The 26,245-nt window shown below is 63.7% G+C and carries 25 protein-coding genes; 5 read left to right on the top strand and 20 right to left on the bottom strand.

The features are described 5' to 3' along the window. Positions 1-17 precede the first annotated feature (17 nt). The 3 genes from HPT29_RS04325 to dctP all read right to left on the bottom strand — a co-directional run bounded on the left by HPT29_RS04325 (position 18) and on the right by dctP (position 2,913). A complete protein-coding gene (locus HPT29_RS04325) occupies positions 18-1,319 on the bottom strand; it encodes a TRAP transporter large permease (RefSeq protein ID WP_173950163.1) in 1,302 nt (433 codons plus the stop codon). After that, positions 1,316-1,834: a TRAP transporter small permease gene (locus HPT29_RS04320; RefSeq protein WP_173950162.1), complete on the bottom strand. Its 519-nt coding sequence runs from the start codon at positions 1,832-1,834 to the stop codon at positions 1,316-1,318. Before HPT29_RS04320 ends, HPT29_RS04325 begins: the two co-directional genes overlap by 4 nt. A gap of 86 nt (positions 1,835-1,920) precedes the next feature. Beyond that, a complete protein-coding gene (gene dctP, locus HPT29_RS04315; RefSeq protein ID WP_173950161.1) occupies positions 1,921-2,913 on the bottom strand; it encodes a TRAP transporter substrate-binding protein DctP in 993 nt (330 codons plus the stop codon). Positions 2,914-3,101: 188 nt separating this feature from the next. On the opposite strand from dctP, the gene HPT29_RS04310 reads away from it, so the two are divergent. From HPT29_RS04310 to HPT29_RS04300, 3 genes are all read left to right on the top strand, one after another. Then, positions 3,102-3,770 (top strand): GntR family transcriptional regulator, encoded by a 669-nt coding sequence (locus HPT29_RS04310; RefSeq protein WP_173950160.1) that lies wholly within the window; start codon positions 3,102-3,104, stop codon positions 3,768-3,770. After that, positions 3,767-4,447 (top strand): GntR family transcriptional regulator, encoded by a 681-nt coding sequence (locus HPT29_RS04305; RefSeq protein WP_173950159.1) that lies wholly within the window; start codon positions 3,767-3,769, stop codon positions 4,445-4,447. The genes HPT29_RS04310 and HPT29_RS04305 overlap by 4 nt, the downstream gene beginning before the upstream one ends. Positions 4,448-4,509: 62 nt before the next feature. Continuing rightward, entirely contained in the window at positions 4,510-6,396 is a 1,887-nt protein-coding gene (locus tag HPT29_RS04300; protein WP_173950158.1) for a bifunctional sugar phosphate isomerase/epimerase/4-hydroxyphenylpyruvate dioxygenase family protein, read from the top strand. 10 nt (positions 6,397-6,406) lie between these two features. Here HPT29_RS04300 and HPT29_RS04295 read toward each other — a convergent pair whose 3' ends face one another. The 6 genes from HPT29_RS04295 to HPT29_RS04270 form a co-directional block, all read right to left on the bottom strand. Beyond that, positions 6,407-7,186, bottom strand: coding sequence for an HpcH/HpaI aldolase family protein (locus HPT29_RS04295; RefSeq protein ID WP_173950157.1), 780 nt, complete (start codon positions 7,184-7,186; stop codon positions 6,407-6,409). A gap of 109 nt (positions 7,187-7,295) precedes the next feature. Beyond that, complete coding sequence (locus tag HPT29_RS04290) at positions 7,296-8,015, bottom strand: ribonuclease activity regulator RraA (RefSeq protein WP_173950156.1); 720 nt, start codon at positions 8,013-8,015, stop codon at positions 7,296-7,298. 15 nt (positions 8,016-8,030) lie between these two features. After that, positions 8,031-9,767 (bottom strand): L-arabinonate dehydratase, encoded by a 1,737-nt coding sequence (araD, locus tag HPT29_RS04285; protein WP_173950155.1) that lies wholly within the window; start codon positions 9,765-9,767, stop codon positions 8,031-8,033. Positions 9,768-9,818: 51 nt separating this feature from the next. Further along, positions 9,819-10,682, bottom strand: a complete 864-nt coding sequence (locus tag HPT29_RS04280) for an ABC transporter permease (RefSeq protein WP_173950154.1) — start codon at positions 10,680-10,682, stop codon at positions 9,819-9,821. Between the two features lie 11 nt (positions 10,683-10,693). Further along, a complete protein-coding gene (locus tag HPT29_RS04275; protein WP_173950153.1) occupies positions 10,694-11,455 on the bottom strand; it encodes an ABC transporter ATP-binding protein in 762 nt (253 codons plus the stop codon). Between the two features lie 67 nt (positions 11,456-11,522). Further along, positions 11,523-12,542, bottom strand: coding sequence for an ABC transporter substrate-binding protein (locus tag HPT29_RS04270; RefSeq protein ID WP_371823234.1), 1,020 nt, complete (start codon positions 12,540-12,542; stop codon positions 11,523-11,525). 145 nt (positions 12,543-12,687) lie between these two features. On the opposite strand from HPT29_RS04270, the gene HPT29_RS04265 reads away from it, so the two are divergent. Beyond that, positions 12,688-13,410, top strand: a complete 723-nt coding sequence (locus tag HPT29_RS04265; protein WP_173950152.1) for a GntR family transcriptional regulator — start codon at positions 12,688-12,690, stop codon at positions 13,408-13,410. A gap of 51 nt (positions 13,411-13,461) precedes the next feature. Here HPT29_RS04265 and HPT29_RS04260 read toward each other — a convergent pair whose 3' ends face one another. The 5 genes from HPT29_RS04260 to HPT29_RS04240 all read right to left on the bottom strand — a co-directional run bounded on the left by HPT29_RS04260 (position 13,462) and on the right by HPT29_RS04240 (position 16,818). Further along, positions 13,462-14,208 carry a response regulator transcription factor gene (locus HPT29_RS04260; RefSeq protein WP_173950151.1) on the bottom strand — a complete coding sequence of 249 codons (747 nt, stop codon included), beginning with the start codon at positions 14,206-14,208 and terminating at the stop codon, positions 13,462-13,464. Positions 14,209-14,277: 69 nt separating this feature from the next. After that, the gene (locus HPT29_RS04255; RefSeq protein ID WP_247654759.1) at positions 14,278-14,631 is read right to left on the bottom strand and encodes a DUF1236 domain-containing protein; all 354 of its coding nucleotides are present in this window, start codon (positions 14,629-14,631) and stop codon (positions 14,278-14,280) included. A 124-nt stretch (positions 14,632-14,755) separates the two neighbouring features. After that, a complete protein-coding gene (locus HPT29_RS04250; RefSeq protein ID WP_173950149.1) occupies positions 14,756-15,511 on the bottom strand; it encodes an anti-sigma factor in 756 nt (251 codons plus the stop codon). Positions 15,512-15,676: 165 nt separating this feature from the next. Next, positions 15,677-16,168 (bottom strand): RNA polymerase sigma factor, encoded by a 492-nt coding sequence (locus tag HPT29_RS04245; protein WP_173950148.1) that lies wholly within the window; start codon positions 16,166-16,168, stop codon positions 15,677-15,679. Positions 16,169-16,410: 242 nt separating this feature from the next. Beyond that, complete coding sequence (locus HPT29_RS04240; protein WP_173950147.1) at positions 16,411-16,818, bottom strand: DUF1236 domain-containing protein; 408 nt, start codon at positions 16,816-16,818, stop codon at positions 16,411-16,413. 536 nt (positions 16,819-17,354) lie between these two features. Between HPT29_RS04240 and HPT29_RS04235 the strand changes: the two genes are divergently transcribed. Then, positions 17,355-18,392 (top strand): NAD(P)-dependent alcohol dehydrogenase, encoded by a 1,038-nt coding sequence (locus HPT29_RS04235; RefSeq protein WP_173950146.1) that lies wholly within the window; start codon positions 17,355-17,357, stop codon positions 18,390-18,392. A 7-nt stretch (positions 18,393-18,399) separates the two neighbouring features. Here HPT29_RS04235 and HPT29_RS04230 read toward each other — a convergent pair whose 3' ends face one another. From HPT29_RS04230 to HPT29_RS04205, 6 genes are all read right to left on the bottom strand, one after another. Continuing rightward, positions 18,400-19,881 (bottom strand): mannitol dehydrogenase family protein, encoded by a 1,482-nt coding sequence (locus HPT29_RS04230; RefSeq protein ID WP_173950145.1) that lies wholly within the window; start codon positions 19,879-19,881, stop codon positions 18,400-18,402. Continuing rightward, positions 19,878-21,560 (bottom strand): GMC family oxidoreductase, encoded by a 1,683-nt coding sequence (locus tag HPT29_RS04225; RefSeq protein ID WP_173950144.1) that lies wholly within the window; start codon positions 21,558-21,560, stop codon positions 19,878-19,880. Before HPT29_RS04225 ends, HPT29_RS04230 begins: the two co-directional genes overlap by 4 nt. 23 nt (positions 21,561-21,583) lie before the next feature. Beyond that, positions 21,584-22,717, bottom strand: a complete 1,134-nt coding sequence (locus HPT29_RS04220) for an ABC transporter ATP-binding protein (protein WP_173950143.1) — start codon at positions 22,715-22,717, stop codon at positions 21,584-21,586. Between the two features lie 14 nt (positions 22,718-22,731). Continuing rightward, positions 22,732-23,553, bottom strand: a complete 822-nt coding sequence (locus tag HPT29_RS04215; RefSeq protein ID WP_173950142.1) for a carbohydrate ABC transporter permease — start codon at positions 23,551-23,553, stop codon at positions 22,732-22,734. Positions 23,554-23,562: 9 nt separating this feature from the next. Continuing rightward, complete coding sequence (locus tag HPT29_RS04210) at positions 23,563-24,486, bottom strand: carbohydrate ABC transporter permease (protein ID WP_173950141.1); 924 nt, start codon at positions 24,484-24,486, stop codon at positions 23,563-23,565. A gap of 64 nt (positions 24,487-24,550) precedes the next feature. After that, positions 24,551-25,867 carry an ABC transporter substrate-binding protein gene (locus HPT29_RS04205; RefSeq protein ID WP_173950140.1) on the bottom strand — a complete coding sequence of 439 codons (1,317 nt, stop codon included), beginning with the start codon at positions 25,865-25,867 and terminating at the stop codon, positions 24,551-24,553. Positions 25,868-26,245: the final 378 nt, after the last annotated feature.

Below are 26,245 nucleotides of genomic sequence, written 5' to 3'. Positions count from 1 at the left end.
TCGCGATTGGAGCAGGCTTATCCCTGGTAGCCGAACAGGCGCGGCAGCCAGAGCACGGTTTCAGGAACGAATGTCAGGATGGCCAGGGCGACGATCATGGCGAACAAAAAGGGCAGAGTGTCCCGAACGATGTCCCGCAGGGGCTCGCCTGATATGTTCGCCATGATGAAGAGAAGCAAGCCGTACGGCGGGGTGATCAGCCCGATCATGATATTGACGACGACCACGACCCCGAAATGGACAAGGTCGATGCCGAGAGCCTGAGCCGTCGGAATGAAGACCGGAACCACGATGAGCAGGATTGCGGTTCCTTCCAGGACGCAACCGAGGAGCAGGAGAAGAATGTTCACGAAGATCAGGAATCCGACCGGGGAGAGGTCCCACCCGGCCAGCAGCGCCTTCACCCCTTCCGGAATATTTTCGACAGTGACCACGTAATTGAAAACGAGCGCGCCTGCGATCAGCATTCCGATCGACGACGTGGTACGCGCACTGACTGCAAGCGACTGATAGAAATCGCGCCAACTCACGCTGCGGTAGAGCCCGGCGGAGATGAGAAGGGCATACGCTGCAGCGACCGCGGCGGCCTCTGTGGGCGTCATGACGCCGCTATAGATGCCGCCGAGGAGAACGACTGGCATCATGAGCGATGGAAGTGCCTCCCACGTGATGCGTGGAATTTTTCGCAGAGGGACCGGTTTTTCGACCGGGAAGTTCTTGCGGCGGGCCGTGATGGCGACAATGATCATCTGGCTCAGCGCCATGAGTAATCCCGGGATGACCCCACCAAGGAACAGAAATCCGATGGAGGCATCGGAAACAAGTGCATACAGCACCATCGGGATGGACGGCGGGATGATGGGGCCGATGACGGAGGATACTGCCGTTACGGCGGCGGCATAGCTCGGCGTGTATCGCCCGTCCCGGGTCATCATGACCTGCATCATGCGACCCGTGCCGGCAGCATCGGCGATGGCCGATCCCGACATCCCGGCGAAGATGATGCTCTGTAGAATGTTGACCTGTGCAAGCCCGCCGCGGAAACGGCCAACGAGGGCATTGCAGAAGGCCATGAGTCGGTCGGTCATGCTGCCGATATTCATGAACTCGGCGGCAAGGATGAATAAAGGAACAGAGAGAATGACGTAGTTGGAGTACATTCCGTTGAGGAGTTGCTCGGCAGCAGTGCCCATGTCCTGGCCGGCCAAGAGCAGATACAAGATCGACCCTGCAATCATCGAATGCCCGATCGGCAACCCCAGAAATGCAAGAGCGGTGATCGCGACGAGCGACAGCGAGAAGGGGCTGGTCAGGTTCATACGCCGGAACTCGCCTTGGTGGGATCAAAATCATCCGGCGCGACGCCGCGCAGTGCCTGCCACGCAAGCCAGATGTAGCGGATGATGGTTGCAACGACGAAAACGAGATAAATCGAAAACAACCAGTCGAACCGGATTTTGAGATAGCTGGTCTTTTCTACCTTCATGAAGGTGACATAGTCGAAAACTGCCGGGAGCGAGATGAGATACAGTGCGATGAGCGCTATGGCGGTGATGACGCACATGACCCTGCGGGCCTGGGGACCGACTGCACCGTAGATGATATCGAACCGGATTTCCTCGCGTTCGGTGACGACGAACGAGGCCCCCCAGAGGACGAGCCAGATCCAGAGGACGACACTGATCTCATGGGTCCATCCGATCGGGAGGCCGAGGAGATACCGGAATGCGATCTGCAATAGAAAGGCCAGGAACATCGCACCCAGCATAGCGGCCGCCACATTCTCGGCACGGCGAGCGAGCCAGGCACCAAGCAATCGCAAGGATAAAGTCATGAAAGCCACCGCTTCCTAAGGAGGCACCGAGCCGATGGGGAAGTGCAGTCGCCGGACGATTGCGCACCGACGACTGCAGGTTCTCGCTACATCGCGTTGATCTTGTCGAGCATGCCAGGCTGCCAACCCTTCGCCAGGTCGGACGCCAGGTACTTCTTCTGTGCATATTCGCGGAAGGCTTTCAGGTCGGGTGTATAGACATCCAAGCCCTTTTCCTTGAAGAACGTCGCGAGCTCAGCCTCCTTTTTCAGATGCTCCTGCGTGCTCCATTCGATGGCCTTGTCGGCAGCGGCCTGGAAGGCTGCCTGCTTTTCAGGCGACATAGCATTCCAAACCTTGTTGGATACGGCCAGAACGTCGAACCCCACAAGGTGCGAGGTCAGAGCGACCTGAGACATGACCTCATAGAACTTCATGTTCTGTACGTTCGGGAGCGGATTGTCCTGACCGTCGATGGCGCCGGTCTGCAACCCTGTATAAACTTCGGCATAGGCCATGGGCGTCGGGTTTGCACCGAGTGATTGACCCAGGAACTGCCAGGCATCGCCTCCAGGCATTCGAAGCTTGATGCCGGCAAGGTCCTCAGGCTTGCTGATCTTCTTGCTTGGCTTGAGACCCACGTGCCTGGCGCCGAAATAAGTTGGGCCGAGGATGTGAATACCAAGCTGGTCGGAGGCCATTTTTTTGAGCTGCTGGCCAACATCGCTCGCGAACACCTTCTTCAAGTGATCGGCGTCGCGGAAGAGGTAAGCGGATGTCACGATGGACCAGGCCGGGATCTGGTTGGAGATGTCCTGTGGGGCGATATTGCCCATCTCGAGGTTGCCGCGTTGCATCGCGACGAGTTCGGTTCCCTGCTTGAACAGGGTGCCACCATAATACGGTTGGAGAGCAAACCCCTGCGCTTTTATCTCTTCTCCGAACCGCTTCATCATCTCGGCCCGGATATCCTGCTCCGAGAAGACCGCCGAGAATCTGAGATTAGTCGGGGCCTGAGCCTGGGTGCTGCCGCTCATGCCGCAAGCCAAAAGGGCCGCACACGCACCCACCAGGAAGCGACGATTGGTCGTGAATGTCATAGTTCCCTCTCCTCTTCGTGTTGCGCATTAGTCTGCGTCTTTGCCGTACTATCTGCTTTGAGAAACCAAGAATCAATAGTCGATATCGAAAATCTCTGATAATCTGGATTTCAGCAGTTATTTTCGAATGCATGTAGAACGCGGCACTGTCGGAGGAAGCTCAGGCTCGATCATGGGGAAGTGGCTGAATGAGCATTGAACTGGTGGCAACGTCTATTGCCGACCAAGCCCATACCCGAATCCGGGACGATATTATTTTCGGGCGCCTCTCCCCTGGAACCAAGCTGCGGCTGGACCGGCTTTCGAGCCTGTACGGGGCGGGAGTCAGCACCCTGCGCGAGATTCTCAGTCGCTTGTCGTCCGAGGGGCTTGTCATCGCCGAAGGCCAGCGCGGCTTTCGGGTCGCTCCGGTCTCCCCTCAAGGTTTCGAGGATGTCGCGGCGATGCGGCTTCTCCTTGAAACCTATGCGCTGCCTCTGTCCTTTGCGGCCGGCGACCTGGAATGGGAGAGTCGCGTCGTCGCCGCCCATCACAAGCTCGCTTCCCTGGAGCGGCGGATGCTGGCCGGGGATCAGGGCGGCACGGAGCTCTGGAAACGATATGATAGGGAGTTCCACCAATCTCTCATTGGGGCCTGCGCTTCTCAGACCCTGCTTGATCTCTATGGCGGCGTTTTCGACCAGTATCTCCGGTACCAGATGGTAGCGGTCGTGTTCCGTGGTGAGATTGCCGCCAAGGAACACAAGGCGTTGCTCGACTGCGCCCTTGCACGCGATGCGGACCGGGCCTGCCAGGTACTGACCGGGCATGTGAACGGATGCGTGGCCTTCACCCTGGAGAGCGGGGCCTTGAAATGACAGATCACGGACAGGAAACTCCACAGCCTTCGACAGTTGGAGAAACCGCCTACCAGAAGGTCCGCGCCGACATCGTGTTCGGTCGCCTTCCGCCCGGCAAGAAGCTGAGGCTCGACGGGCTGAAGGCCGATTACGGTGCCAGCATCAGCACGCTCCGGGAAATTCTGAACCGGCTCCAATCGGAACGTCTGGTGGTCGCCGAAGGCCAGAAGGGATTCGAGGTCGCGCCCGTGTCGATCGCGAACCTGCGGGAGATCGCTGCCCTGCGCCAGCTCCTCGAATGTCGGGCCCTGGAGCAGTCGTTCCGGGCCGGCGACATGGAGTGGGAAGGCCGGGTCGTCGCCGCCCATCACCGGCTGGCCCGCATGGAGGAGCGGATGGCTCATGGCGACAGAACGCATTCCGAGGAGTGGAAGCGGTACGACTGGCAGTTCCACCAGGCGCTGATCTCGGCCTGCGGATCGAAGATGCTGATCGACACCCATGCGGCCGTCTTCGACAAGTACCTTCGCTATCAGATGATCGCCTTGAGCTATCGCGGCGACATCGCGGAACGGGAGCATGCACAACTCATGGAATGCGCCCTGAAGCGGGACGCGAAGCGGGCCTGCGAAGTCCTCACGCAACACGTCGCCGGCGGCGTCGAACACGCCCTCGCCACCGGCACCATCAGATGACATCGGACGCGGCCGGCGGGATCAGCCCTGCTCCCGGCCCCGAGAGGACATGGACGAGGAGCATGCGCACAGCCATCGCCACCGTTTGCCTGAGCGGGACCCTCAGCGAAAAGATCGAGGCCATCGCGGCCGCACGGTTCAAGGGCGTGGAGATCTTCGAGAACGATCTCTTGTCCTTCAACGGCACACCGGCCGATGTGCGGCGCATGGTCGAGGGCCATGGGCTCGAGACGATCACGTTCCAGCCGTTCCGCGACTTCGAAGGCATGCCCGAGCCGCAGCGCTCCAAGGTCTTCGCCCGGGCCGAGCGCAAGTTCGACGTGATGCAGGAGCTCGGCTGCGATCTCCTCATGGTGTGCAGCAACGTCTCTCCGGATTCCCTCGGCGGGATCGAGCGGGCGGCCGCCGATTTCCGGGAACTCGGCGAACGGGCGGAAAAGCGCGGCGTGCGCGTCGCGTTCGAAGCGCTCTCCTGGGGGCGCCACATCCATGATTACCGCGACGCCTGGGAGGTGGTCCGCCGGGCCGATCATCCTGCGGTCGGGCTCGTGCTGGATTCCTTCCATATCCTCGCGCGAGGGACGGACCTCGCGGCGATCCGGTCCATTCCGGCCGACAAGATCTTCCTGGTGCAGATGGCCGATGCGCCGAGGCTCGCCATGGATTACCTGTCCTGGAGCCGGCATTACCGGTGCTTCCCCGGACAGGGCGACCTGCTTGTCGACGAGTTCATGCTCGCGCTGAACGCGACCGGCTTCAATGGGCTCCTGTCCCTGGAGATCTTCAACGACCGGTTCCGGGCGGGCTCGGCGCGCAGCGTCGCGGTCGACGGGCACAGGTCCCTGATCGTCATGCTCGACGAGCTGCGCCGGCGCACGGGCACCGCCTCCCCGGATCTGCCGGCGCTGCCGCCGAAGGCCATCTGCTCCGGGGTGGAGTTCGTCGAGTTCGCCATCGACGAACGGGGTGCGGTGGAGTTCGAGCGCACCTTGGGCCGGCTCGGCTTCCGGAAGGCCGGCATCCACCGCTCCAAGGCCGTGACGCGATGGCGACAGGGCGGGATCAACATCGTGGTCAATGCGGACAAGGAGGGCTTCGCCCATTCCTTCAACATCACGCACGGCACCGCCGTCTGCGCCCTGGCCCTGCGCGTCGACGACGCTCCGGGGGCGGTCGACCGGGCGGTCGCCCTGCTGGATCAGCCGTTCCAGCAGCCGGTCGGTCCGGGCGAGATGACCATCCCGGCCGTGCGCGGCCTCGGCGGAAGCCTTCTGTATTTCGTCGACAACAAGACCGGTCTCGACCGGCTCTGGGATGTGGATTTCCAGGCCGTCGACACCGATGACGCCGCAGGAGCTGGCCTAAAGGCGGTCGACCACGTGTCGCAATCGATGCATTACGAGGAGGTGCTGACGTGGCTGTTGTTCTACACCTCCCTGCTGGAGGTGCGGAAAACGCCCGTTCAGGCGGTGATCGATCCCGGCGGCGTGGTGCAGAGCCAAGCCATCGAGACCGCCGACGGCGCGCTGCGGTTCATCCTCAACGCATCCCAGAGCCAGCGCACGCTGTCGTCCCGTTTCCTGAACGATCTCTTCGGATCGGGCGTCCAGCACATCGCCCTGTCGACCGACGACATCTTCGCGACGGTCGAGCAACTCAGGGCGAACGGCGTCGATCTCCTGCCCATTCCGGACAACTATTATGACGATCTCGAGGTGAGAACGGACCTCTCCGCGGACGAGGTCGCGCGGCTGCGCGCCTGCCACATCCTGTATGACCGGGAGGGCGCGGCCGAATACTTCCAGGTCTATACCGGAACCCTCGAGGGCGGGTTCTTCTTCGAGATCGTCGAACGGCGCGGCTACCAGGGCTACGGCGCGACGAACGCGCCGATCCGGCTGGCGTCGCAGACGCTTCTCACGTCCATGGCGGCTCCGCCCGAGATGTGACGACGGGCCGTCAGGTCCGCATGAGCCTGCGGGCCTCGGCGACGCTGGCGCCGGCCGCCGTGGCGAGGAGGCGCACGTCATTGGGCAGGGTCACGAGGTCGAAGCCCCAGCCGATGGCCTTGGCCGCATAGCCCGGCGAGCCGCAATGGAGCGCCGCACGGATCCCGGCTTGATGAGCCTTCGCCAGAATGGTCTGAATGGCCTCGACCATCTCCGGCTCCTCGCGGTCGAAGCCGACGGGATAGCGCTTGCCGGTGAGCCCGAGAGTCAGATCGGCGGGACCGATATAGACGCCGTCGAGCCCCGGCGTCGCGACGATCTCATCGAGGTTGCGGAAGGCCTCCGCCGTTTCGATCATCGCGAAACAGAGCATGTTGTCGTCGGCCTCGCCCGCATAGTTCGACCCGGCCGAGAAATTGGCCCGGGTTGGCCCCAGGCTGCGGGTTCCGCCCGGCGGATAGCGGACATAGGAGACCAGCTCCGCCGCCTGCGCACGAGTGTTGATCATGGGGCAGATCACCCCATAGGCCCCGGCATCGAGCGCCTTCATGATGGCCGCAGGATCGAGCCACGGCACACGCACCAGGGGCGTGACGTCGCTCGAGCGCATGGCCTGCAGCATGCCGACCGCGGCCTGGTAGTCGATGACGCCATGCTGCAGGTCGATGGTGAGGGAATCGTAGCCCTGCTCCGCCAGGATCTCGGCCGTGAAGGCATTGGCGATCGACAGCCAGCCGTTCAGGACGGGCTTCCCGTCCGCCCAGAGAGACTTGATTCTGTTCGGCTCCATCCCGCCTCCTGGCCCGCTGGCAAATGACCGTCCTGATCGTGTAGCGCGCGGAGCCCGCCGCCGTCAAAAGAAGAGACCGGCGCCAGATGCCTGCGCCGGCCCCTCAGGCTCAGCGTCCGTTCGCCTTGCGCCAGGCTGCGAAGTCGCCGTGCGTCCGCTCATCCGTCGGCGGGTAGAGGCCCAGGATCGAGCGGCCCTTCAGCACCTCCTCCTGCACGAAGTCCTCGAACGCCGTCATCTCGACGGCCTCCGCGGCGATCTCGTCGGCCAGATGCGCCGGGATCACCACCACGCCCTCGCCGTCGCCCACCACGACGTCGCCGGGCCACACGGGCACGTCACCGCATCCGATGGGAACGTTGATGTCGAGGGCCTGATGGTGGGTCAGGTTGGTCGGCGCCGAGGGGCGGTTGTGATAGGCCGGGATGTCGAGCCGCGCGATCTCGGGCGAGTCCCGGAAGCCGCCGTCGGTCACCACGCCGGCGACTCCGCGCTTCATCAGGCGGGAGACCAGAATGCCGCCCGCCGAAGCCGCGCGGGCATCCTTGCGGCTGTCGATCACCATGACGGCGCCGGGCGGGCACTCCTCGACGGCCTTGCGCTGCGGGTGGGCGCGATCCTGGAACACGCCGATCGGGTTCAGGTCCTCCCGGGCCGGGATGTAGCGGAGGGTGAAGGCCTCGCCGACCATGTTGCCGAGATTCGGGTTGAGCGGGCGAACGTCCTGGATGAACTGGTTGCGCAATCCGCGCTTGAAGAGGGCCGTGCACAGGGTCGCCGTGCTGACGGCCTTGAGCTTCTCGCGGGTGTCCGGTTTGAGCGTGGTCATGATTGTCTCCATCTGTCAGTAGATCGCCGGCTCGCCCGTGGGCGCACCGAAGCTCGTCTCCAGGAAGTCGAAGTCGCAGCCCTCGTGCGCCTGCTTGATGTGCCGGGTGAACATCCATCCATAACCGCGCTCGAAGCGCGGCTCGGGCCTGACCCATGCGGCGCGGCGCCGCTCGAGCTCCTCGTCGGGGACATCGAGGCTGATGGTGCGCTCCGCTACGTTCACCGAAATCATGTCGCCGGTCTTTACCAGGGCCAGCGGCCCGCCGATATAGGATTCCGGCGAGACATGTAGGATGCACGCGCCGTAGCTCGTGCCGCTCATGCGGGCATCCGACAGGCGCAGCATGTCACGCACGCCCTGCTTTACCAGTTTCCTCGGGATCGGCAGCATGCCCCATTCCGGCATGCCGGGCCCTCCCTGCGGGCCTGCGTTGCGCAGAATGAGGATGTGGTCGGCCGTCACGTCCAGGTTCTCGTCGTCGATGGCGGCCTTCATGGAGGGATAATCGTCGAACACGAGAGCAGGCCCCGTGTGCTTCAGATAGCGCGGATCGCAGGCGCTCGGCTTGATCACGCAGCCGTCGGGAGCGAGGTTCCCCTTGAGGACCGCGAGCGCGCCCTCGGCATAGATCGGGTTGTCGACGCCGCGGATGACGTCGTCGTTGTAGACCTCCGCCCCGGCGATGTTCTCGCCCAGGGTCCGGCCGCTGACGGTCATGGCATCGAGGTGGAGATGATCCCTGATGCGGGTCATCAGCGCCGGAAGACCGCCGGCATAGAAGAAATCCTCCATCAGGTACGTGTCGCCGCTCGGCCTGACATTGGCGATGACCGGCACCTTGCGGCTGGCCGCCTCGAAATCGTCGAGGCCGATCTCCTGACCGGCCCGCCGCGCCTGGGCGATCAGGTGGATGATGGCGTTGGTCGAGCAGCCCATCGCCATGGCGACCGCGATGCCATTCAGGAACGCCTCGCGGGTCTGGATCCGGCCAGGGGTCAGATCCTCCCAGACCATCTCCACGATTCGCCGTCCGCATTCGGCGCTCATGCGGACATGGTTGGCGTCGGGGGCCGGAATGGACGACGCCCCCGGCAGGGTCATGCCGATGGCCTCGGCGATCGCCGTCATGGTCGAGGCCGTGCCCATGGTCATGCAGGTGCCGTGGCTGCGTGCGATTCCGGCCTCCATGTTGAGCCAGTCGGCATCCGTGATCGTGCCGGCCCGGCGTTCGTCCCAGTACTTCCAGGCATCCGAGCCGGATCCCAGGATCCTGCCCTTCCAGTTGCCGCGCAGCATCGGGCCCGCCGGCAGGTAGATGGCCGGCAGCCCCGCGCTCGTGGCGCCCAGAAGCAGCGCGGGAGTGGTCTTGTCGCAACCGCCCATCAGGACGACGCCGTCGACGGGATGCGACCGCAGCAGCTCCTCAACGTCCATGGCCAGCATGTTGCGGTAGAGCATGGTGGTCGGCTTGACGTATTGCTCGGCCAGCGAGATCCCGGGGAGCTCGACCGGGAAGCCCCCGGCCTGAAGGACGCCCCGCTTCACATCGTCGACGCGCTGCTTGAAATGCGCGTGGCACGGGTTGATGTCGGACCAGGTGTTGAGGATGGCGATGACGGGGCGGCCGACCCAATCCTTGGGGGCGTAGCCCATCTGCATCATGCGGGAGCGATGACCGAAGCCCCGCAGGTCGTCGGGCGCGAACCAGCGCGCGCTCCTGAGCGTCTCAGGCGTCTTTCGTGCAGTCATGGTGCGAACACTCGTCGATTGAGAGGAAGGATGGGCGGAGCCGATGGCAGCTCAGCTCTGCAGGCCCCACTTCCGGATGGTCTTGCGCTCGATGGTCCTGAAGATCAGGTTCTCGACCACCAGACCGATGATGATCACGGTCAGCAGTCCCGCGAACACGGACGGGATGTCGAGCAGGTTGCGGTTCTCGAAGATGAACCAGCCCAGTCCCCCCTGGCCCGACGACACGCCGAAGACGAGCTCCGCGGCGATCAGCGTGCGCCAGGCGAAGGCCCAGCCGATCTTGAGGCCCGTCAGGATCGACGGGAAGGCGGCCGGAACCAGGATCTTGAACACGTAGGACAGCCCTTTCAGGCCGTAGTTGCGCCCCACCATCCGCAGGGTCTGCGACACGCCGAGGAATCCGGAATGGGTGTTGAGCGCCACGGCCCAGAGAACCGAATGGATCAGGATGAAGACGAGGCTGCCGTTGCCGAGGCCGAACCAGATCAGGGCCAGGGGCAGCAGCGCGATGGCCGGCAGAGGGTTGAACATCGCCGTCATCGTTTCGAGGAAATCGGTGCCGATGCGGGTATTGATCGCCAGGATGGTCAGGATCGACGCGATGGTGACGCCGGACGCGTAGCCCATCAGGAGCACTTTGAGCGAAGTCCAGGCCCTCGCCGGGAGCGTGCCGTCGGCGATCCGGTCGACCATGGTCGATAGCGTGTCGCTCAAGGTCGGGAAGAGAAGCGGATTATCCAGGTAACGGCCGTAGATCTCCCAGACGATGCCGAGAAAGATAATGATCACGGTCTTGCGGACGAAGCCGTTTCCCCAGGCCAGCTCGAAGGTGCTGAGCCTGCGCTCGACCTCGCCCGTATGCGTTTGCGCTGCTGCCGTCTCGGCGCGCATCACGATCTGTGCTTGGCTCATGAGCGTCATCCCTAATGTGCGACTTCGTCGGCGAACAGAAGTTCGTGAATGTGTTTCTCGAGCTGCCCGGCGCTGCCGTCCGTGGGCGAGACGCGGTCCACGTCGTTGACCTCGGCCTTCACGCGACCGGGATGGGGCGACAGAAGCAGGATGCGGTTCCCGATCTTGATCGCTTCCGCGATGGAATGGGTCACGAACATCACGGTGAACTTCGTGTCCTCCCAGAGCTGCAGAAGCTCGTCCTGGCAGGTCCTCCGTGTGAGCGCGTCGAGGGCTGCGAAGGGCTCGTCCATGAGCAGGATGTCCGGCTCCATGGCCATGCCGCGGGCGATCGCGACGCGCTGCTTCATGCCGCCCGACAGCGTGTGCGGGTAGGAGTTGACGGCGCGCGTGAGATTGACCTTCTCAATATAGGCACGGGCCCGGTCCTCCGCCTCCTTGCGCGGCAGCTTTCGCGCGGCCAGCAGGGGAAACATCACGTTCTCCAGAACGGTCTTCCACGGCAGCAGCTGATCGAATTCCTGGAACACCATCATGCGGTCGGCGCCGGGCTCGGTGACGTCGCGACCCTTGATACGGATGCGCCCTTCGCTCGGGCTAAGGTAGCCGCCGACCGCCTTGAGGAGCGTGGACTTGCCGCATCCGGACGGGCCGAGCAGAACGAAGCGATCCGACTGGTTGACCTGGAAGCTGACCCGATCGGTCGCCGTTACGAGAACGCTGGGAGTCTTGTAGCGCAGCGTGACGCCACTGACGTCGAGAAGAGCGGACATCGATCAATACCTGACATGAAAAGGGATGGGGCGCCCGGCCTATGCGCCGGGCGCCAGGCGCGATTCGTCAGCTGCCGTTGAGATCGTGCGCGATCGGCAGATAGAAGTCCTTCCAGGATTTGGGCTGGGTCTTGAGCGTGCCGATCTTGTAGAGGTGGTCGGCGAACTTCATCGTGCCCTGCGGCTCGAGGTTCCATTCCATCATGCCGGGCTCCTTGAGCCATGCGAGCAGGTCGTCCGGGCTGGTCTTGTCGCCAGTGATCTCCTTGTAGATGTCGACCGCCGCCTTCGTGTCGCTGCGGATGAAGTCCTGCGCCTCCTTCGACGCGGCCCGGACCGCCTCGATGACCTTCGGGTTGGCCTCGGCGAACTTCGTGGTCGTGAAGAACTGGCCCTGCGTGAGCGGCCCGCCGATGATGTCGGGCGATTGCAGGATAATGCGGGCACCGGGAACGGTCTTCATCTCGATGTACTGGAAGGGCGGCGCCGCGAAGTGGTTCTTCACCTCGTGCTGCGGATTGGTCATGGCCACGACGGCGTCGGGGTGGCCGAGCTGCACCGTGTTGGCGTCGAGCTTCGACCATTGGTCGGCGCCGAACTCCTTGGCACTCGCCATCTGGAGCAGGATCGCCTGGGTCGAGACCTTGACGGTCGGCACGGCGATCTTGTCGCCCGGGCCGAAATCCTTCAGCGACTTGATCTTGGGATCGTGCGTCACGAAGGCGAGCGGCAGGGCCGACGAGGCCACGATGCCCTTCACGCCGCCCTTGGTCCGGTCCCAGAGCAGGAGCAGGTTGCCGACGCCGGTATTCACCATGTCGACGCCACCCGACAGGAGCGCGTCCGTCTGCGCGCCGCCGCCGCTGAAGGTGATCCACTTGGTCTTCAGGTCGGGCAGTCCGAGGCGGGCGGCGTGCTTCTCGATGAGGTGCTGCTTCTCGATGATGTGGGTCGGCAGGTAGATGATGCCGGGCTGCCGCGTGATCGAGACCTCATTCTTCTGCTGCGCGAGGGTCGGATTCGCGAGAGCGGCGAGCCCGACGGCGGCCGCGATACCGGCGCACAGGCGCCTCATCTGCTTCTTCATGGTGCTTCCTCATGGTGGGCCCCTCTTGTCGGGAGCCTCGATGGCCAAGCTCGGCCCATCAGCCGATAGCTCATACACTAATGCATTAGTGCATTCGGCACAAGTGTGGTATAGACAGGGCCGACGAAAGTTCAGGTTCCTTCCGATGCCGCCATCCCGCACCGCTTCCGCTCCACGACCCGCGATTCCCGCCACGGATCGGCTCGAACGTGGCCGGCAGGCCGCCCCCCAGGTCTTCGAGCAGCTGCGGGAGATGATCATCTCCCTGGCCCTGGCTCCCGGAACAGTCCTGAACCGGGTTACCCTGCAGCAGGAATTCGGGCTCAGCTCGACCCCGATCCGGGATGCGCTCCTGAGGCTCCAGGAGGACGGACTCGTCGACATCTTCCCGCAGCATGCGACCGTCGTCAGCCCGATCGACCTGAGGCTCGCCCAGCAGGCCCATTTCCTGCGCCGCTCCCTGGAGCTCGAGATCGTCCGCGACCTGGCGCTCGCCCGCGACCCCAGGCTCGTCGCCAGGCTTCAGGGCTTCCTGGCCCAGCAGCAGGCCCTGATGGAGGCGGCCGATTTCGAAGCCTTCTCCCTGGCCGACCAGGCCTTCCACCAGCATCTCTACGAAGCCGCCAGGATGAACGACCTGTGGGGTCTCGTGCGCAGCCGCAGCGGCCATATCGACCGCCTGCGCCGCCTCCATCTTCCCACGCCGGGCAAGGCTCAGGACATCGTGCGGCATCACAGGCTGATCGTGCAGGCGATCGCCGATGGATGCCCCGAGGACGCCCAGGAGCATCTGCGCCACCACCTCTCCGGGACCCTGTCCTACGTGGACGAGATCCGGGCGAAGTATCCCGGCTATGTCCGAGGCTAGGCGGCGGAGCCGCAGATCTCGGCCGGGTCATCGGCCATCGCGCCGGCGGCGCTAGACGGACTGCAGAGGCTTCGGCTCCGTCCGGACATACCGCGCCGCCCAGAGCGCGGCCTGCGTGCGATTGCAGGCTCCGATCTTCTTCAGGATCGCCTTGACGTGAACCTTCACCGTGGCTTCGGACAGGTTCAGCCTGCGGGCGATGACCTTGTTGGGCGCCCCATCCCTCAGGCAGGTGAGGATCTGGGCCTCCCGGCTGGACAGCTTCCGGCTCTGATGGCCATTGACGCTCATCGGAACCAGACCTTCGCCCGCATCGCCCTCGGCGTCGTTCAGCCCCAGCCGTGCGATCGGCAGCACGATGGTGGCCGGAAGGACGATCTCCCCCAGCATCACCAGTTCGAGCGACTTGACCAGCACATCCTGCCGCTGATTTGACAGGCAGAAGCCATGCACTCCTGCGCTCCACGCGGCGTGCACGACGCCCGGATCGAAGGAATCGGCCAGCATCACCATTCGTGCATCGGGAGCATGGGCCTTCAGCCGTCTCACTAGGTCGATGGTGCCGTCCGTGAAGCTGCTTCCATCGATGATGAAGAGTACGGACGCCTCGTCCTCGATCCGGGGCAGGCTTGAAAACCCGTCGATGATGTCGTGCCAGACGATGAAGCCTGCCTCCGACAGGACGTTTTCCAGACCGAGGCGAAGCAGCGGATTTGTGCAGACCGGAAAGACGATCGCCGATGAGCAGGCACGATCGTTATAGGTCAAGCGGGTTTCGCCGGCGCTTTGTAACGACATGTCGTGTTCGCCTTTTCTTTGCGCAAATGTGTTTTCCAAATATGTTTTCTGGTCATGCAGGCTCAGCCGTCACTGGATGACGTAGACAATCTTGCGGGATGTCGCATCGACGATCACGCGGCGGCCATCGACCATCGCGTAACGATAGGTTTCATGCTTCGGAATCGGGTGCAGCTCGACGGTCTCGGACAGGCTGTCGCCGACAGATGTTCCTTGGGCGACGGAGGTCGTCGGGGACCGCTCCAGACCGACCGCCAGCCGGGCCGACAGGTCAGCCGCAATGGTGCGAACGGCCTCCGGGATGGCGTGCGATGGGTTGACCGAGGCCGTCGCAAGCGGGCCCGTTGCATTCGGCGCCGTGGTGGGGGTTGCAATGGTCCCAACGGAGAAGACGGCAAAAGCCAGATGGTACGCGACTCTCATACTCATCCTCTATCACTCGCCAGATTGGACAGAGAACGGAAGAGCCCGCGGGTTTATTCCACCTTTTCTAGAAAAATTCTCAAGTACCCGGGGCTCCACGAAGGCTGCCCCTCGCGGAACGACCTCACGGAGAGGTCTCGGCGAGAGCCTTGGCCTCCGCCTCCTCGGCAAGAGGCTCACCCGCCCCGATCGTCTGCAGATACGCCGCCGTCGGATCGCCTCCGCCGCTCGGCACGTACGCGTCCTGGCCGACGGGCGTTGCGAGGGCGAAGGTCGCCTTCCACTCGCCATCGCGGCACGCGACCGCCTCGGCGGCCTCGGCAGGAGCATGCAGACGAAATTCACGGCACAGGGACCCGTCCGCAACGCGATAGGTCGAGATCACCCGCAGGCGGCCGAACGGCAGGTCCACGTCCTGTCCCGAGCCCGTTCTGTCCAGTTCACGATGGAGGATGGGGCTGTCCAACTGAGCCAGCAGCCCATGCGCTTCGGGCCTGTTCCACCACCCCGCAAAGTAGCCCAGCGCAAGCGCGATCGCGGCGACGGACGCGGCCAGGGCCCATTGCCCGAGCGCCTGGTTCGATCTCAGCCGTTCGCTCCACGACGCCTTGACGCGCGGTCCCGATGTCGATCCAGCTGCGGCCTCATACGCCCTGATCTGGGCCGAAACGGCGGACCGCAAGTGCGCCGGCACATCGGGCGACAGGGCATCCGAGAGGGCCGACCGGGTCAGGCGGCGGCTCTGCTGAAATTCCATGATCCGCCTGGCCACGACCGGATCCTCCGCCATCGCCTTGGCGATCGCAGCAGCCGTGGGTTCCTCGAGTTCGCCGTCGGCAAAGGCCATCAGGATCTCATCACTGAGGTGTAGCTGAGACATCACAATCGCTCCCCTGGTCCTTTCGTCGGCGCCTAGTGCATCGTGCGGACCCAGAGGGCCGCGTCAGCGAAAAGTGGACCCGGTTTTCCGCATCAACGATGCACACATCAATGACGAAGCATCGGACCCGATCCCAAAAGTGGGTCCACTTTTGGGTCCGATGCTTTAGGCGGCGTCCGTCATCTCCATCAATCGCCTGCGCGCCCGTGCGAGCCGGCTCATGACCGTCCCGATGGGAACCCCCAGGACCTCGGCAGCCTCCCGGTAGCTGAGATCGTCGGCGCAGACCAAAACGAGAACCTCCCTTTGCTCCTGCGGCAGGCTGTCGATGGCGCGCTGAACCTGCGACAGGACCAGCCTGTTCAGGACAGGCCCCTCTCCCGGATCCCCGATGAGCTGCGTCTGCAGGGATACATCTTCCGTCATGCCTTCGGCCTTCATCCGTCTGAGGTGATCGATCCAGTGGTTGCGGAGAATGCGGAACATCCACGCATCGAACTTGGTCCCCGGCGTCCAGCTGCCCGCATTGGCAAGGGCGCGCTCGCAGGCCCCCTGAACGAGATCATCCGCCAGGGGTTGCGAACGGCAAAGCACAAGCGCAAAGCGCCTGAGCCGGGGCAGAAGCGCCACCAGTTCCTGTCCTATGGCTGCCGGCATTCCTGCTCCGCATGGACTCTTCGCATCATAACGAAGGAACGAGCCGATTTATTCCCGACCACGTGAGAAGAGCCCTCGGACCGAATGGGAAGTCGACGGCTCCACCTGCTGGACAAGATATCGTCCAGGACAGAGCTTTCCACCTCTCCAAGAAAAAAGGCAGCCCAGGCGGGGCCGCCCATGTCCAAGAAAAAGGGCGGCCCTGATGGGCCGCCCATGCCGCACTCGGGAAAGAGCGGTTGTTAGCGGATGACCTGCACGATCTTGTGGCTGCCCGGCTCGACCAGCACCGGGGTGTTGTTCACCACCGTGTACTTGTAGCCCTTCACCTTGTACTGGGCCGGAACCTCGTAATAGGTCACGCCGGACTCAGGCAGGGTCGCGCCGACACGCACCTCTTCCTTGTAGCTGTAGGACGGCACGGACTGGGTCGTCACGTACTGGCGGAATTCCGGCTGCTGCTGGTCGGCGATGCCGCCCACGATGGCGCCCGTCACGCCGCCCACGGCAGCGCCGACCGGACCACCGACGATCGCGCCGCCGACGGCACCCGTGGCCGCACCGGCAGCAGCGCCGCCCGACTGGGCGAAGGCAGCCGCAGGGGCCAGGGAGGCAAGAACGATACCGGCAACAAGGATCTTCTTCGACATGTTCGTACTCCTGAATGAACGTTCGGGCTTCGCACCCGGCAACCGATAACGCATCATCCAACAAGTAGTTTCCAAGCAACTTGCAGAACGTCGGGGAAGATTTGCGAGCCCGACAGAATGAATAAACGTTCATCGTTCTGATCCCACAGTATATATCCCGCCGTTATTCATGTTCCGTTCATCTTGCCGGCCCTTTGACGCTGCAGAAGGAGCAGGAACCCTCGAGGCAGCAGCTCGAATTGTCGGTCGTTCTCCAGACTCCCCGTTATGACTGAAGGCCACCGTCTATGCTGGAAGCCCGCTTCAGGCTTAGGCAGCCATGGCTGATGGGATGCCTACCAGACACTGCATCGCTCTCGTATGGCGGCACGCGACAACCCCTGCCGAAGGTTGAATGCGCCTGTTCCACAGGCGGCGCGAGAGAGCGGCACGCGCGATCTTGGCGCACTCGATCGAAGCGCCGGATACGCATTCGGAGACGCTATGCACTCCGACCATGATGAGGCAGAATGACCTCTCGATGAGGAGAGTGAGTCATGGAAGCGCTGGTGCTGGAGCGCAAGGACGAACTCCACTTGCGCGACATTGCGCTCGAGGAAACCTTGGGACCTCGAGACGTGCGGATCGCCCTTCGAACGGTGGGCGTCTGTGGCAGTGACGTGCATTACTACACTCATGGAGCCATCGGGCCGTTCGTCGTCAGGGAGCCGATGATCCTCGGGCATGAGGCGGCAGGACAGGTCGTCGAGGTCGGATCGGCCGTGACGGAACTGAGCCCGGGCGATCGCGTCTGCATGGAGCCCGGCATTCCCGATCCGACGAGCCGCGCGACGCGTCTCGGCAAATACAATCTCGATCCGGCCGTTCGCTTCTGGGCAACACCGCCTGTGCACGGCGTGCTGCGGCCGACCGTCGTGCATCCTGCCGATTTCACGTTCAAGCTTCCCGGGCATGTCTCCTACGCCGAAGGCGCCATGGTCGAGCCTCTGGCCGTGGGGGTCCACGCCGCCACCAAGGTGCAGGTCCAACCCGGCGACTTGGCTGTCGTCATCGGAGCGGGACCGATCGGCATGATGACGATCCTGGCCGCCTTGGCTGCGGGCTGCTCCCGGGTCATCGTGAGCGACATCCACGAGCCGAAGCTGCACATGGCCCGCAAGCTCGGTCCCGTCATCCCGGTGAATGTGAGAAGCGAGGATCTGTTGGCCGCTGTCAGGCGCGAGAGCGACGACTGGGGAGCGGACGTCATCTTCGAATGCTCGGGCTACCCGCCCGCCATGGCGGACATGTTCGACCTCGTCTGTCCGGGGGGGAAAGTGGCTTTGGTTGGCATTCCGCTCGAGCCCTTCGCCTTCGATGTGAGCAAGGCGCAGGTCAAGGAGGTCCGAGTCGAGAGCATCTTCCGCTACGCCCATGTCTACCCGCGGGCGGTGGCGATGATCGCGTCAGGACGAATCGACGTGAAGCCTCTGATCACCGACCGCTTTGCCTTCAAGGACAGCGTCGAGGCGTTCGATTTCGCCAAGGCCATGCCGCCCGCTTCCGTGAAGGTGCAGATCGACATGCCGGGTTGAACCGGGCTCAGGCGCCGCCGTTCAGGTAGCGCTGCAGCGTGGCGCGGACGCCGTCGCGCCACAGATTGTTCAAAGACGCTTCGAAGCGCGAGCGGAATTGCGGCGCATCCGCGACATCGCCGAAGATGTCGCGCAGATCGAGAAACGACGTCGGATCGTCCTTCGCGGCCAAAGCCGCGGTGGTCAGGCGGCCGGCATTGGGATCGTCGAGCGTGAAAGGCTCGCCTGAATCGGTCGTTCCGGCACAGTACCTGCACCACAGGGCGGATTCGAGGGCCAGTCCCGTCACGTCACTGCCCATCTTCAGTCGGTCGCGCGTGGAGGGAAGAATGAATTTGGGCTGCCGGTTGGAACCGTCCTGAGCGAGACGCGGGATCGTGTCTCCGACATCCGGATTGGCGAAGCGTCGGGCGATCAGACCGTAATAGTCCTGAAGATCGACTCCGGGCACCGGCGGCACGCAGGGGATGATCTCGTCCGTCTCGAGCTTGTCCAGAAAGCCGCGCACGAGCGGGTCGGCCATGGCGTCGTGCACGAAATGGATCCCCAGGAGTCCTGCCGGATAGGCGATCGTGGCATGGCCGCCGTTGAGGATCCGAAGCTTCATGAGCTCGAAGGCCGCCACATGCGGCGTGAACGTGACGCCGACCTCCTCCAGGGCTGGACGACCCGTCGGGAAGTTGTCTTCCAGGACCCACTGGCGGAACGGCTCGCAGAAGACCGGCCAGTTGTCCTGAACCCCGAACCGCTCCTTCAGGATGGCGCGCTCCCGGTCCGTCGTCGCGGGCGTGATCCGGTCGACCATGCTGCTCGGAAAGGCTACCTGCTCCCGCACGTAGGCGGCGAGCGCCGGGTCCACGAGATCGGCGAGGCCCGCCACCGCATCCTGTGCCACCTGCCCGTTATGGGGGATGTTGTCGCACGACATCACCGTGAAGGGCGCAAGCCCCTGGTCGCGGCGGCGCCGGAGCGCAGCCAGGAGAACACCGAATACCCCTTTCGGCGCATCCATGTGGGCGGCGTCGTGGACGATGTCCGGATGGTTCGGATTGAACGCTCCCGTCGCCGGATCGATGCAGTAGCCGCCCTCCGTGACGGTCAGGGACACGATGCGCAGGGCCGGATCGTCCAGGGCCGCCACGATGGCACGTCCGTCCTCGTTCACGGGCACGAACCCCACCATGGCGCCGGTCACGCGGGCGATGTTGGCGCCGGGATCGAGTTCCACCACCGTAGTGAGCCAGTCCTGAGGCTCCAGCGCCTGCCGCATCGCCCTGTCGCCAGCGCGAATGCCCGCGCCGATTAGAGCCCAATCGCGATCTTTCCCGGCATTGAAGAGGTCGTCCAGGTAGACCGCCTGATGGGCCCGGTGGAAGTTGCCGACGCCGATATGCAGGATGCCCGCCCGAAGCTCGTCGCGCGCGTATCGAGGCGTGGCGACCTCGGACGACAGACGGGGGAGACTGGCGAGATTCAAGGACTGGGTCATGACGGTTGGACCTGATCGGGCACGGGAGAGATACGGTTTGCGGGAGCGGCCGCCGGGTCACGGACTATGCCGCGATGTCCCGTGATGATGTCAACGGCCTTGTCGGCAATGGCGAGCACGGGCGCATTGGTGTTGCCGCTAGGAATTGTCGGCATGATGGAGGCGTCGACGATCCTCAAGCCAGCGATGCCGCGAACCGACAGATCCGGCGTCACGACGGCATGGGGATCTTCGTCTGTTCCCATGCGACATGTGCCAACCGGGTGGTAGTTGGTCTTCACGGTCCTGCGGCAGTGATCGGCAAGATCCGCATCCGACGCGGTGCCCGGTCCGGGAAAGATCTCGCGGGCCACCATTTCCCGGACGGGGCTCGTCGCGAGGACCTCCCGGGCATAGCGCAATCCCGCAATGCTCAGGCGAAGGTCGTCGGGGTGGCCGAAGAATTGCGGATCCACCCGCGGCAATACCGCGGGATCCGCGGATGCAAGCCGCACCGAACCGCGCGCCTTCGGCCGCAGCAGACAAGGGTTCATGGTCACGCCATGGGTCGGCTCGACTCCGGAGACGTCGCGATCGAGATAGACGGTCGGAACGCAATAGAGCTGGATCGTCGGCCGGTCGCCGCCGTCGGGATCGATGAAGGCGCAGGCCTCGACTCCCGTGGTCGTCACGGCGCCCGACTTGAACAGCACGAATTGCAGCCCGCTGCTCAGCATCGCGAGGCCGCGATCCTGGCCGAAATAGCCGAAGTCCCCCGCGGTCGTGGCCACGATGGGGACTTCATGATGGTCCTGCAGGTTCCGGCCGACGCCGGGCAGGTCGACGGAGACCGTGATCCCATGGCGCGAGAGCTCGTCGGCCGGGCCGATGCCCGACAGCATCAGAAGCTTCGGCGTCATGTAGGTGCCGGCCGCGAGGACCACCTCCGCGTCGGCGAAAGCGCTCTCCCATCCGGGGGCGCCGGCGAGATCCACGCCGACCGCCCGCGCCTTTTCGAGCCGAACACGGGTGACCGTGGCGTCCGTCAGCACCGTCAGGTTCGGGTGAGACAGCACGGGCCGCAGGAACGCGTCGACCGCGCTGCACCGGCGGCGCGTGGTCCAGTCGATCGTGTGCTGCATGAACCCGACGCCGTTCTGCTTGGCGCCGTTGAAGTCGGGCGTGAAGGGAACGCCCATCTCTTGCATCGCCTGCACGAAGGCGCGGCTCATGGCGCAGTGCTGGCCCAGATGGGACACCTTCAACGGACCGCTCACCCCGTGATAGGGCGCGCCGAGGTGATCGTTGCCCTCCTGGCGGATGAAATGGGAAAGGAGATCCCTGTAGCTCCACCCGGCGCCGCCCAGGGCTCTGTCCCATGCGTCGTAATCGTCGGTCTGGCCCCGGATGTAGACCATGGCGTTAACGGCGCTTCCGCCGCCCAGCACCCTCGCCTGCGGCACGATGGGAGCGCGGCCGCCGAGCTGCTCCTGGGGGAGCACGTGGTGCATCGTGAGATAGGTGTCCCGGGCGAGAAACTTCATGTAACCCGCCGGCATGGCCAGGATCGGGCTCACCCGGCGACGCCCTGCCTCAACGAGCAGCACGCGGGCATCGTGCTCGGCCACGAGGCGGCTCGCCACGACGCAGCCTGCGCTGCCGCCGCCCACGACAATATAATCGAACTGCCTGGAGGCCATGATCTGCCTCTCGCAGGAAGGCGTCAGCTCGCCTTGCGGGTCGGCAGCCGACGCAGATTGGCGAGCGGATGCCTCTGCGCGCGCTCGAGCGCGAGTCCGTCGCCGTCGAACAGGTGGCAGGTCGCCGGATCGAGCTTGATCGCGATGCGTTCATGCACGGCGGTCGGGATCTCCCCGTCCGCTTGTACGATCAGCATCGTGCCGTCCTTGATCTGAGTATAGAGGAACGTTTCGCCGCCGAGGCGTTCGACGACCATCACCTCCCCGGTGATCTCCCCCTCGCCGGCCAGGCGCATGTGCTCCGGGCGGATGCCGAGGGTGACGGCATCGCCGACCCTCTGGCGTCCAGGCCGGACCGGCACCGACAGGGGTGCCCCGCCGGCGAGCTGGATCGTGGTCGCCGCATCCGTCACCGACGTCACCGTTGCGGGCAGGAAATTCATCTTGGGACTGCCGATGAAGCCTGCCACGAACAGGTTCCTGGGGTGATGATAGAGCTCCAGCGGCGTACCGGCCTGCTCGACGACGCCGCCCTGCAGCACCACGATCTTGTCGGCCATCGTCATGGCCTCGACCTGGTCGTGGGTGACGTAGATCATCGTCGCGGCGAGCTCGTCGTGAAGCCGGGCCAGCTCGATGCGCATCTGGACGCGCAAGGCCGCATCGAGGTTGGAGAGCGGCTCATCGAAGAGAAAGACCTTCGGCTTGCGCACGATGGCCCGGCCGATCGCCACGCGCTGCCGCTGGCCGCCGGACAATTCCTTCGGCTTGCGGTCCAGGAGCTTATCCAGGTGCAGGACGCGCGCGGCCTCCGCCACCTTGGCGCGCCTCTCCTCCTTGGGCACGCCGGCAAGCCGCAGCGAGAACCCCATGTTGTCTGCAACCGACATGTGCGGGTAGAGAGCATAAGACTGGAACACCATCGCCAGACCACGGTCGGACGGCGGCACGTCGTTGACCCTCTGCCCGTCGATCAGAAGATCGCCCTCGGTGATCTCCTCGAGGCCGGCGATCATCCTGAGAAGCGTCGACTTTCCGCATCCGGAAGGCCCGACGAAGACGCAGAACTCGCGGTCGTCGATGGAGAGATCGACCCCCTTGATGACCTGCACCGAACCGTAGCTCTTCTCAATGCCTTTCAGGACGATCGTCGACATGCTGCGTTTCCCGTTTACTTGACCGCGCCGAAGGTGAGACCGCGTACGAGCTGGCGCTGGCTCATCCAGCCGAAGACCAGGATCGGCGCGATAGCGATCGTCGACGCGGCGGAGAGCTTGGCCCAGAACAGGCCTTCCGGCGCCGAGAACGACGCGATGAAGGTCGTCAGCGGCGCGGCTTGCGAGGTGGTGAGATTCAGGCTCCAGAAGGCCTCGTTCCAGCACAGGATAATGGACAGGAGCGCCGTCGATGCGATGCCCGGCAGCGACAGGGGCAGGAGGAGCATCCAGACCTCCTGCTTCGGCTTCGCGCCGTCCATGCGTCCTGCCTCGAGGATGTCCTTGGGTACTTCCTTGAAGAAGGTGTAGAGCATCCACACCACGATCGGCAGGTTCATGAGCGTGTAGACGACGATCAGGCCCCAGCGCGTGTCGATGGCGCCGGTGTCACGGAAGAGCAGATAGATCGGGATGAGGACGCCGACGGCCGGCATCATCTTGGTGGACAGCATCCAGAGCAGCAGATCCTTCGTGCGCTTTCCCGGGAAGAACGCCATGGCGTAGGCGGCCGGAACGGCGATCAGCGTCGCCAGCAGGGTCGCGCCCACGGAAATGATGATGCTGTTCATCGCGAAATGAATGTAGTCGGCCCGCTCGCGGACGGTGACGTAGTTCTCAAGCGTGGGCGTGAAGAACAGTTTGGGCGGCGTCGCGATCGCCTCCACTTCCGGCTTGAAGCTCGTCAGGATCATCCAGAAGATCGGGAAGAAGATCAGTCCGGCGGCGAGCCATCCGACGACTGTGAGGATGAGCTTCTCGCGGGTTTTGGGATGCATGGCTCACCCTCAATCGGCGATGTTCTTTGCGATCGACCGGACCAGGAAGATCGCCACGATATTGGCCAGGATGACGGCGATCACGCCGGCCGCCGAAGCGCCGCCCACGTCGTATTCGCGCAGGGCCCGCAGGTAGATCAGGAAAGCCAGGTTGGTCGAGGCAAGCCCGGGGCCGCCCGATGTCGTGACGTAGATCTCGGCGAAGACCGACAGCAGGAAGATGGTCTCGATCATGATGACGACGCTGATGGCGCGGCCGAGATGGGGCAGGATGATGAAGAAGAACATCGAGAAGGGACCTGCGCCGTCCATGCGCGCGGCCTCCTTCTGCTCGCTGTCGAGGGATTGGATCGCCGTGAGCAGGATCAGCAGGGCGAAGGGCAGCCATTGCCATGCGACGATGATGATGACGGAGGTCAGCGGGAAGCTGCCGAAGAAATCGATGGCCGGCAGGCCCAGTGAGCGAGCGAAGAATGCGAAGAGCCCGTTGACCGGGTGCATCAGCATGTTCTTCCAGATCAGGGCGCTCACCGTCGGCATGACGAAGAACGGCGCGATGGCGAGCAGTCTGGCAATGCTCCGGCCGTAGAATTCCTGGTCGAACAGCACCGCCAGCAGCGTGCCGAGTCCGACCGTGATCACAAGCACCCAGAAGACGAGAAAGAGGGTATTCGCCATCGCCGTCCAGAGGGACGGATCGGTGAGCAGGAAGGTGTAGTTCTCGAAGCCCGCAAATCCGCCAACCGACGGGTCAAGAAGGTTGTAGTACTGGAACGAGAACCAGAGCGTCATCACCAGCGGCACGATCATCCAGAGGAACAGGATGATCACGGACGGGGCAATCAGCGGAAGGGTTTTGACGTTGCGCTGGCTGCGTCTCCCGGCAGGAGCCGTGGCGCCGGTAACGGAGACGGTCGTGGTGGTGCTCGCCATTGCGATCCTCGCGGCTGGAGAGCAACCGGCGGACCAGGGGCCCGCCGATTGCATGGCGATCAGCTTATTTGGGGTAGCCTGCCTGCTTCATCGTGCGCTCGGTCGAGCGCTGCGCCGTTTCAAGGGCCTGCTCCACGGTTGTCTGGCCGGCCAAGGCGGCCGCGATCTGCTGCCCGACCGCCGTGCCGATGCCCTGGAACTCGGGAATGGCCACATACTGGATGCCGATATAGGGCACGGGATCCTTGGTCGGCTTGGTCAAGTCGGCATTGACGATCGCGTCGTACACGACCTTCGCGAAGGGTGCCGCCTTCTGGTACTCCGGGTTGTCATAGGTCGACTTGCGCGTTCCGGGAGGGGCTGCGACCCAGCCGGCCTCGCTGCCCACCAGCGTGATGTACTCCTTGGACGTCGCCCATTTCACGAAGGATTTGGCGGCATCGACCTTCTTCGAGGATGCCGGGATGCCGAGCGCCCATGCCCAGAACCAGCCCGATCCGTTGCTCGTGACCTCCACCGGGGCAGCCGTGAAGGCGGTCTTGTCCGCCACCTGGCTTTCCTTCGGGTTGTAGATGTAGCCCGCAGCCGACGTGGCATCGACCCACATGGCGCAATGACCGGTGGCAAACAGCGCCCGGTTCTCGTTATGCCCGTTCGCCGTCGCGCCCGGAGGGCCATATTCCCGCATGTTCTTGACGTAGTAGTTGATCGCGTTCTTCCACGGCTCCGTCGTCAGCTGTGGCTCCCACTTCTCGTTGAACCAGCGCCCGCCGAAGGCATTCACCATGGGGCCGATGAAGGCCATGTTCTCGCCCCAGCCGGGCTTTCCGCGCTGGCAGAACCCGTACTGCTCCTTCGACTTGTCGGTGAGCTTGGCGGCATATTCCGCGATCTGGTCGTAGGTGGGCTTGTCGGGCATCTTGATGCCGGCCTGATCGAACAGATCTTTTCGGTAGAAGGTGAACGAGCTTTCGGCATAGAACGGCACGGCATAAAGCTTGCCGTTGTAGGACAGGCCGTTCATCACCGACGGAATGATATCGGCGTAATCATAATCAGCGCCGAGATCATTCAGGGGAACAAGCCAGTTCTGTTTGCCCCAAATCGGGGCCTCATAGGAACCGATCGTGATGATGTCGAACTGCCCGCCCTTGGTGGCGATATCGGTGGTCGCACGCTGGCGCAGCACGTTCTCCTCGAGCACCACCCAGTTCAGCTTGTTGCCCGTCGCCTGCTCCCATTTGGGCGACAGACGCTGCATGATGATCATGTCCGCATTGTTGACCGTCGCGATTGTCAGGGTCTGGCCCTGTGCCAATGCCAGACCCGTGCCCGCAATCCAAACTGCCGCAGACACTAGCGAAAGCTGCCTCAACTGCATTGCATCCTCCCGATGGAAGCTGTTCTGGATTGTTATTCGTTATAATAATGAATGCTGGCACGGCGAGTTATGGCCGTCAATTACTCAAAGCAAGCTCGCGTCTGTCGGAACTACATCAAGTTTTATCATGGGATTTGCTTGGATGTTTCTATTGTGTGATTTACCTCTTGCGGGGAATTGCCGCGCGGCTCGCGGTGCCTAGATAGAGCCGCCGCCATGCAATCCTTCTCGCTTACCTCCTTTGGCAGACGGTGAATGGCATCGACCCTCGTGGACAGATCGTCTAATATGCAAACTGGAGCGTAACTTGATGCTGCCGGTGGAAGGCGTTCTTGGTTCGCGGAGGATGCCGGGTCCGTCAGGACTTTCTAGAAGCCA

Origin of the sequence: Microvirga terrae (assembly GCF_013307435.2) — a bacterium.
In the GTDB taxonomy this organism is placed as follows: domain Bacteria; phylum Pseudomonadota; class Alphaproteobacteria; order Rhizobiales; family Beijerinckiaceae; genus Microvirga; species Microvirga terrae.
The sequence above is the reverse complement of the archived record's forward strand: the minus strand, read 5'-3'. Positions and strand labels throughout refer to the sequence as shown.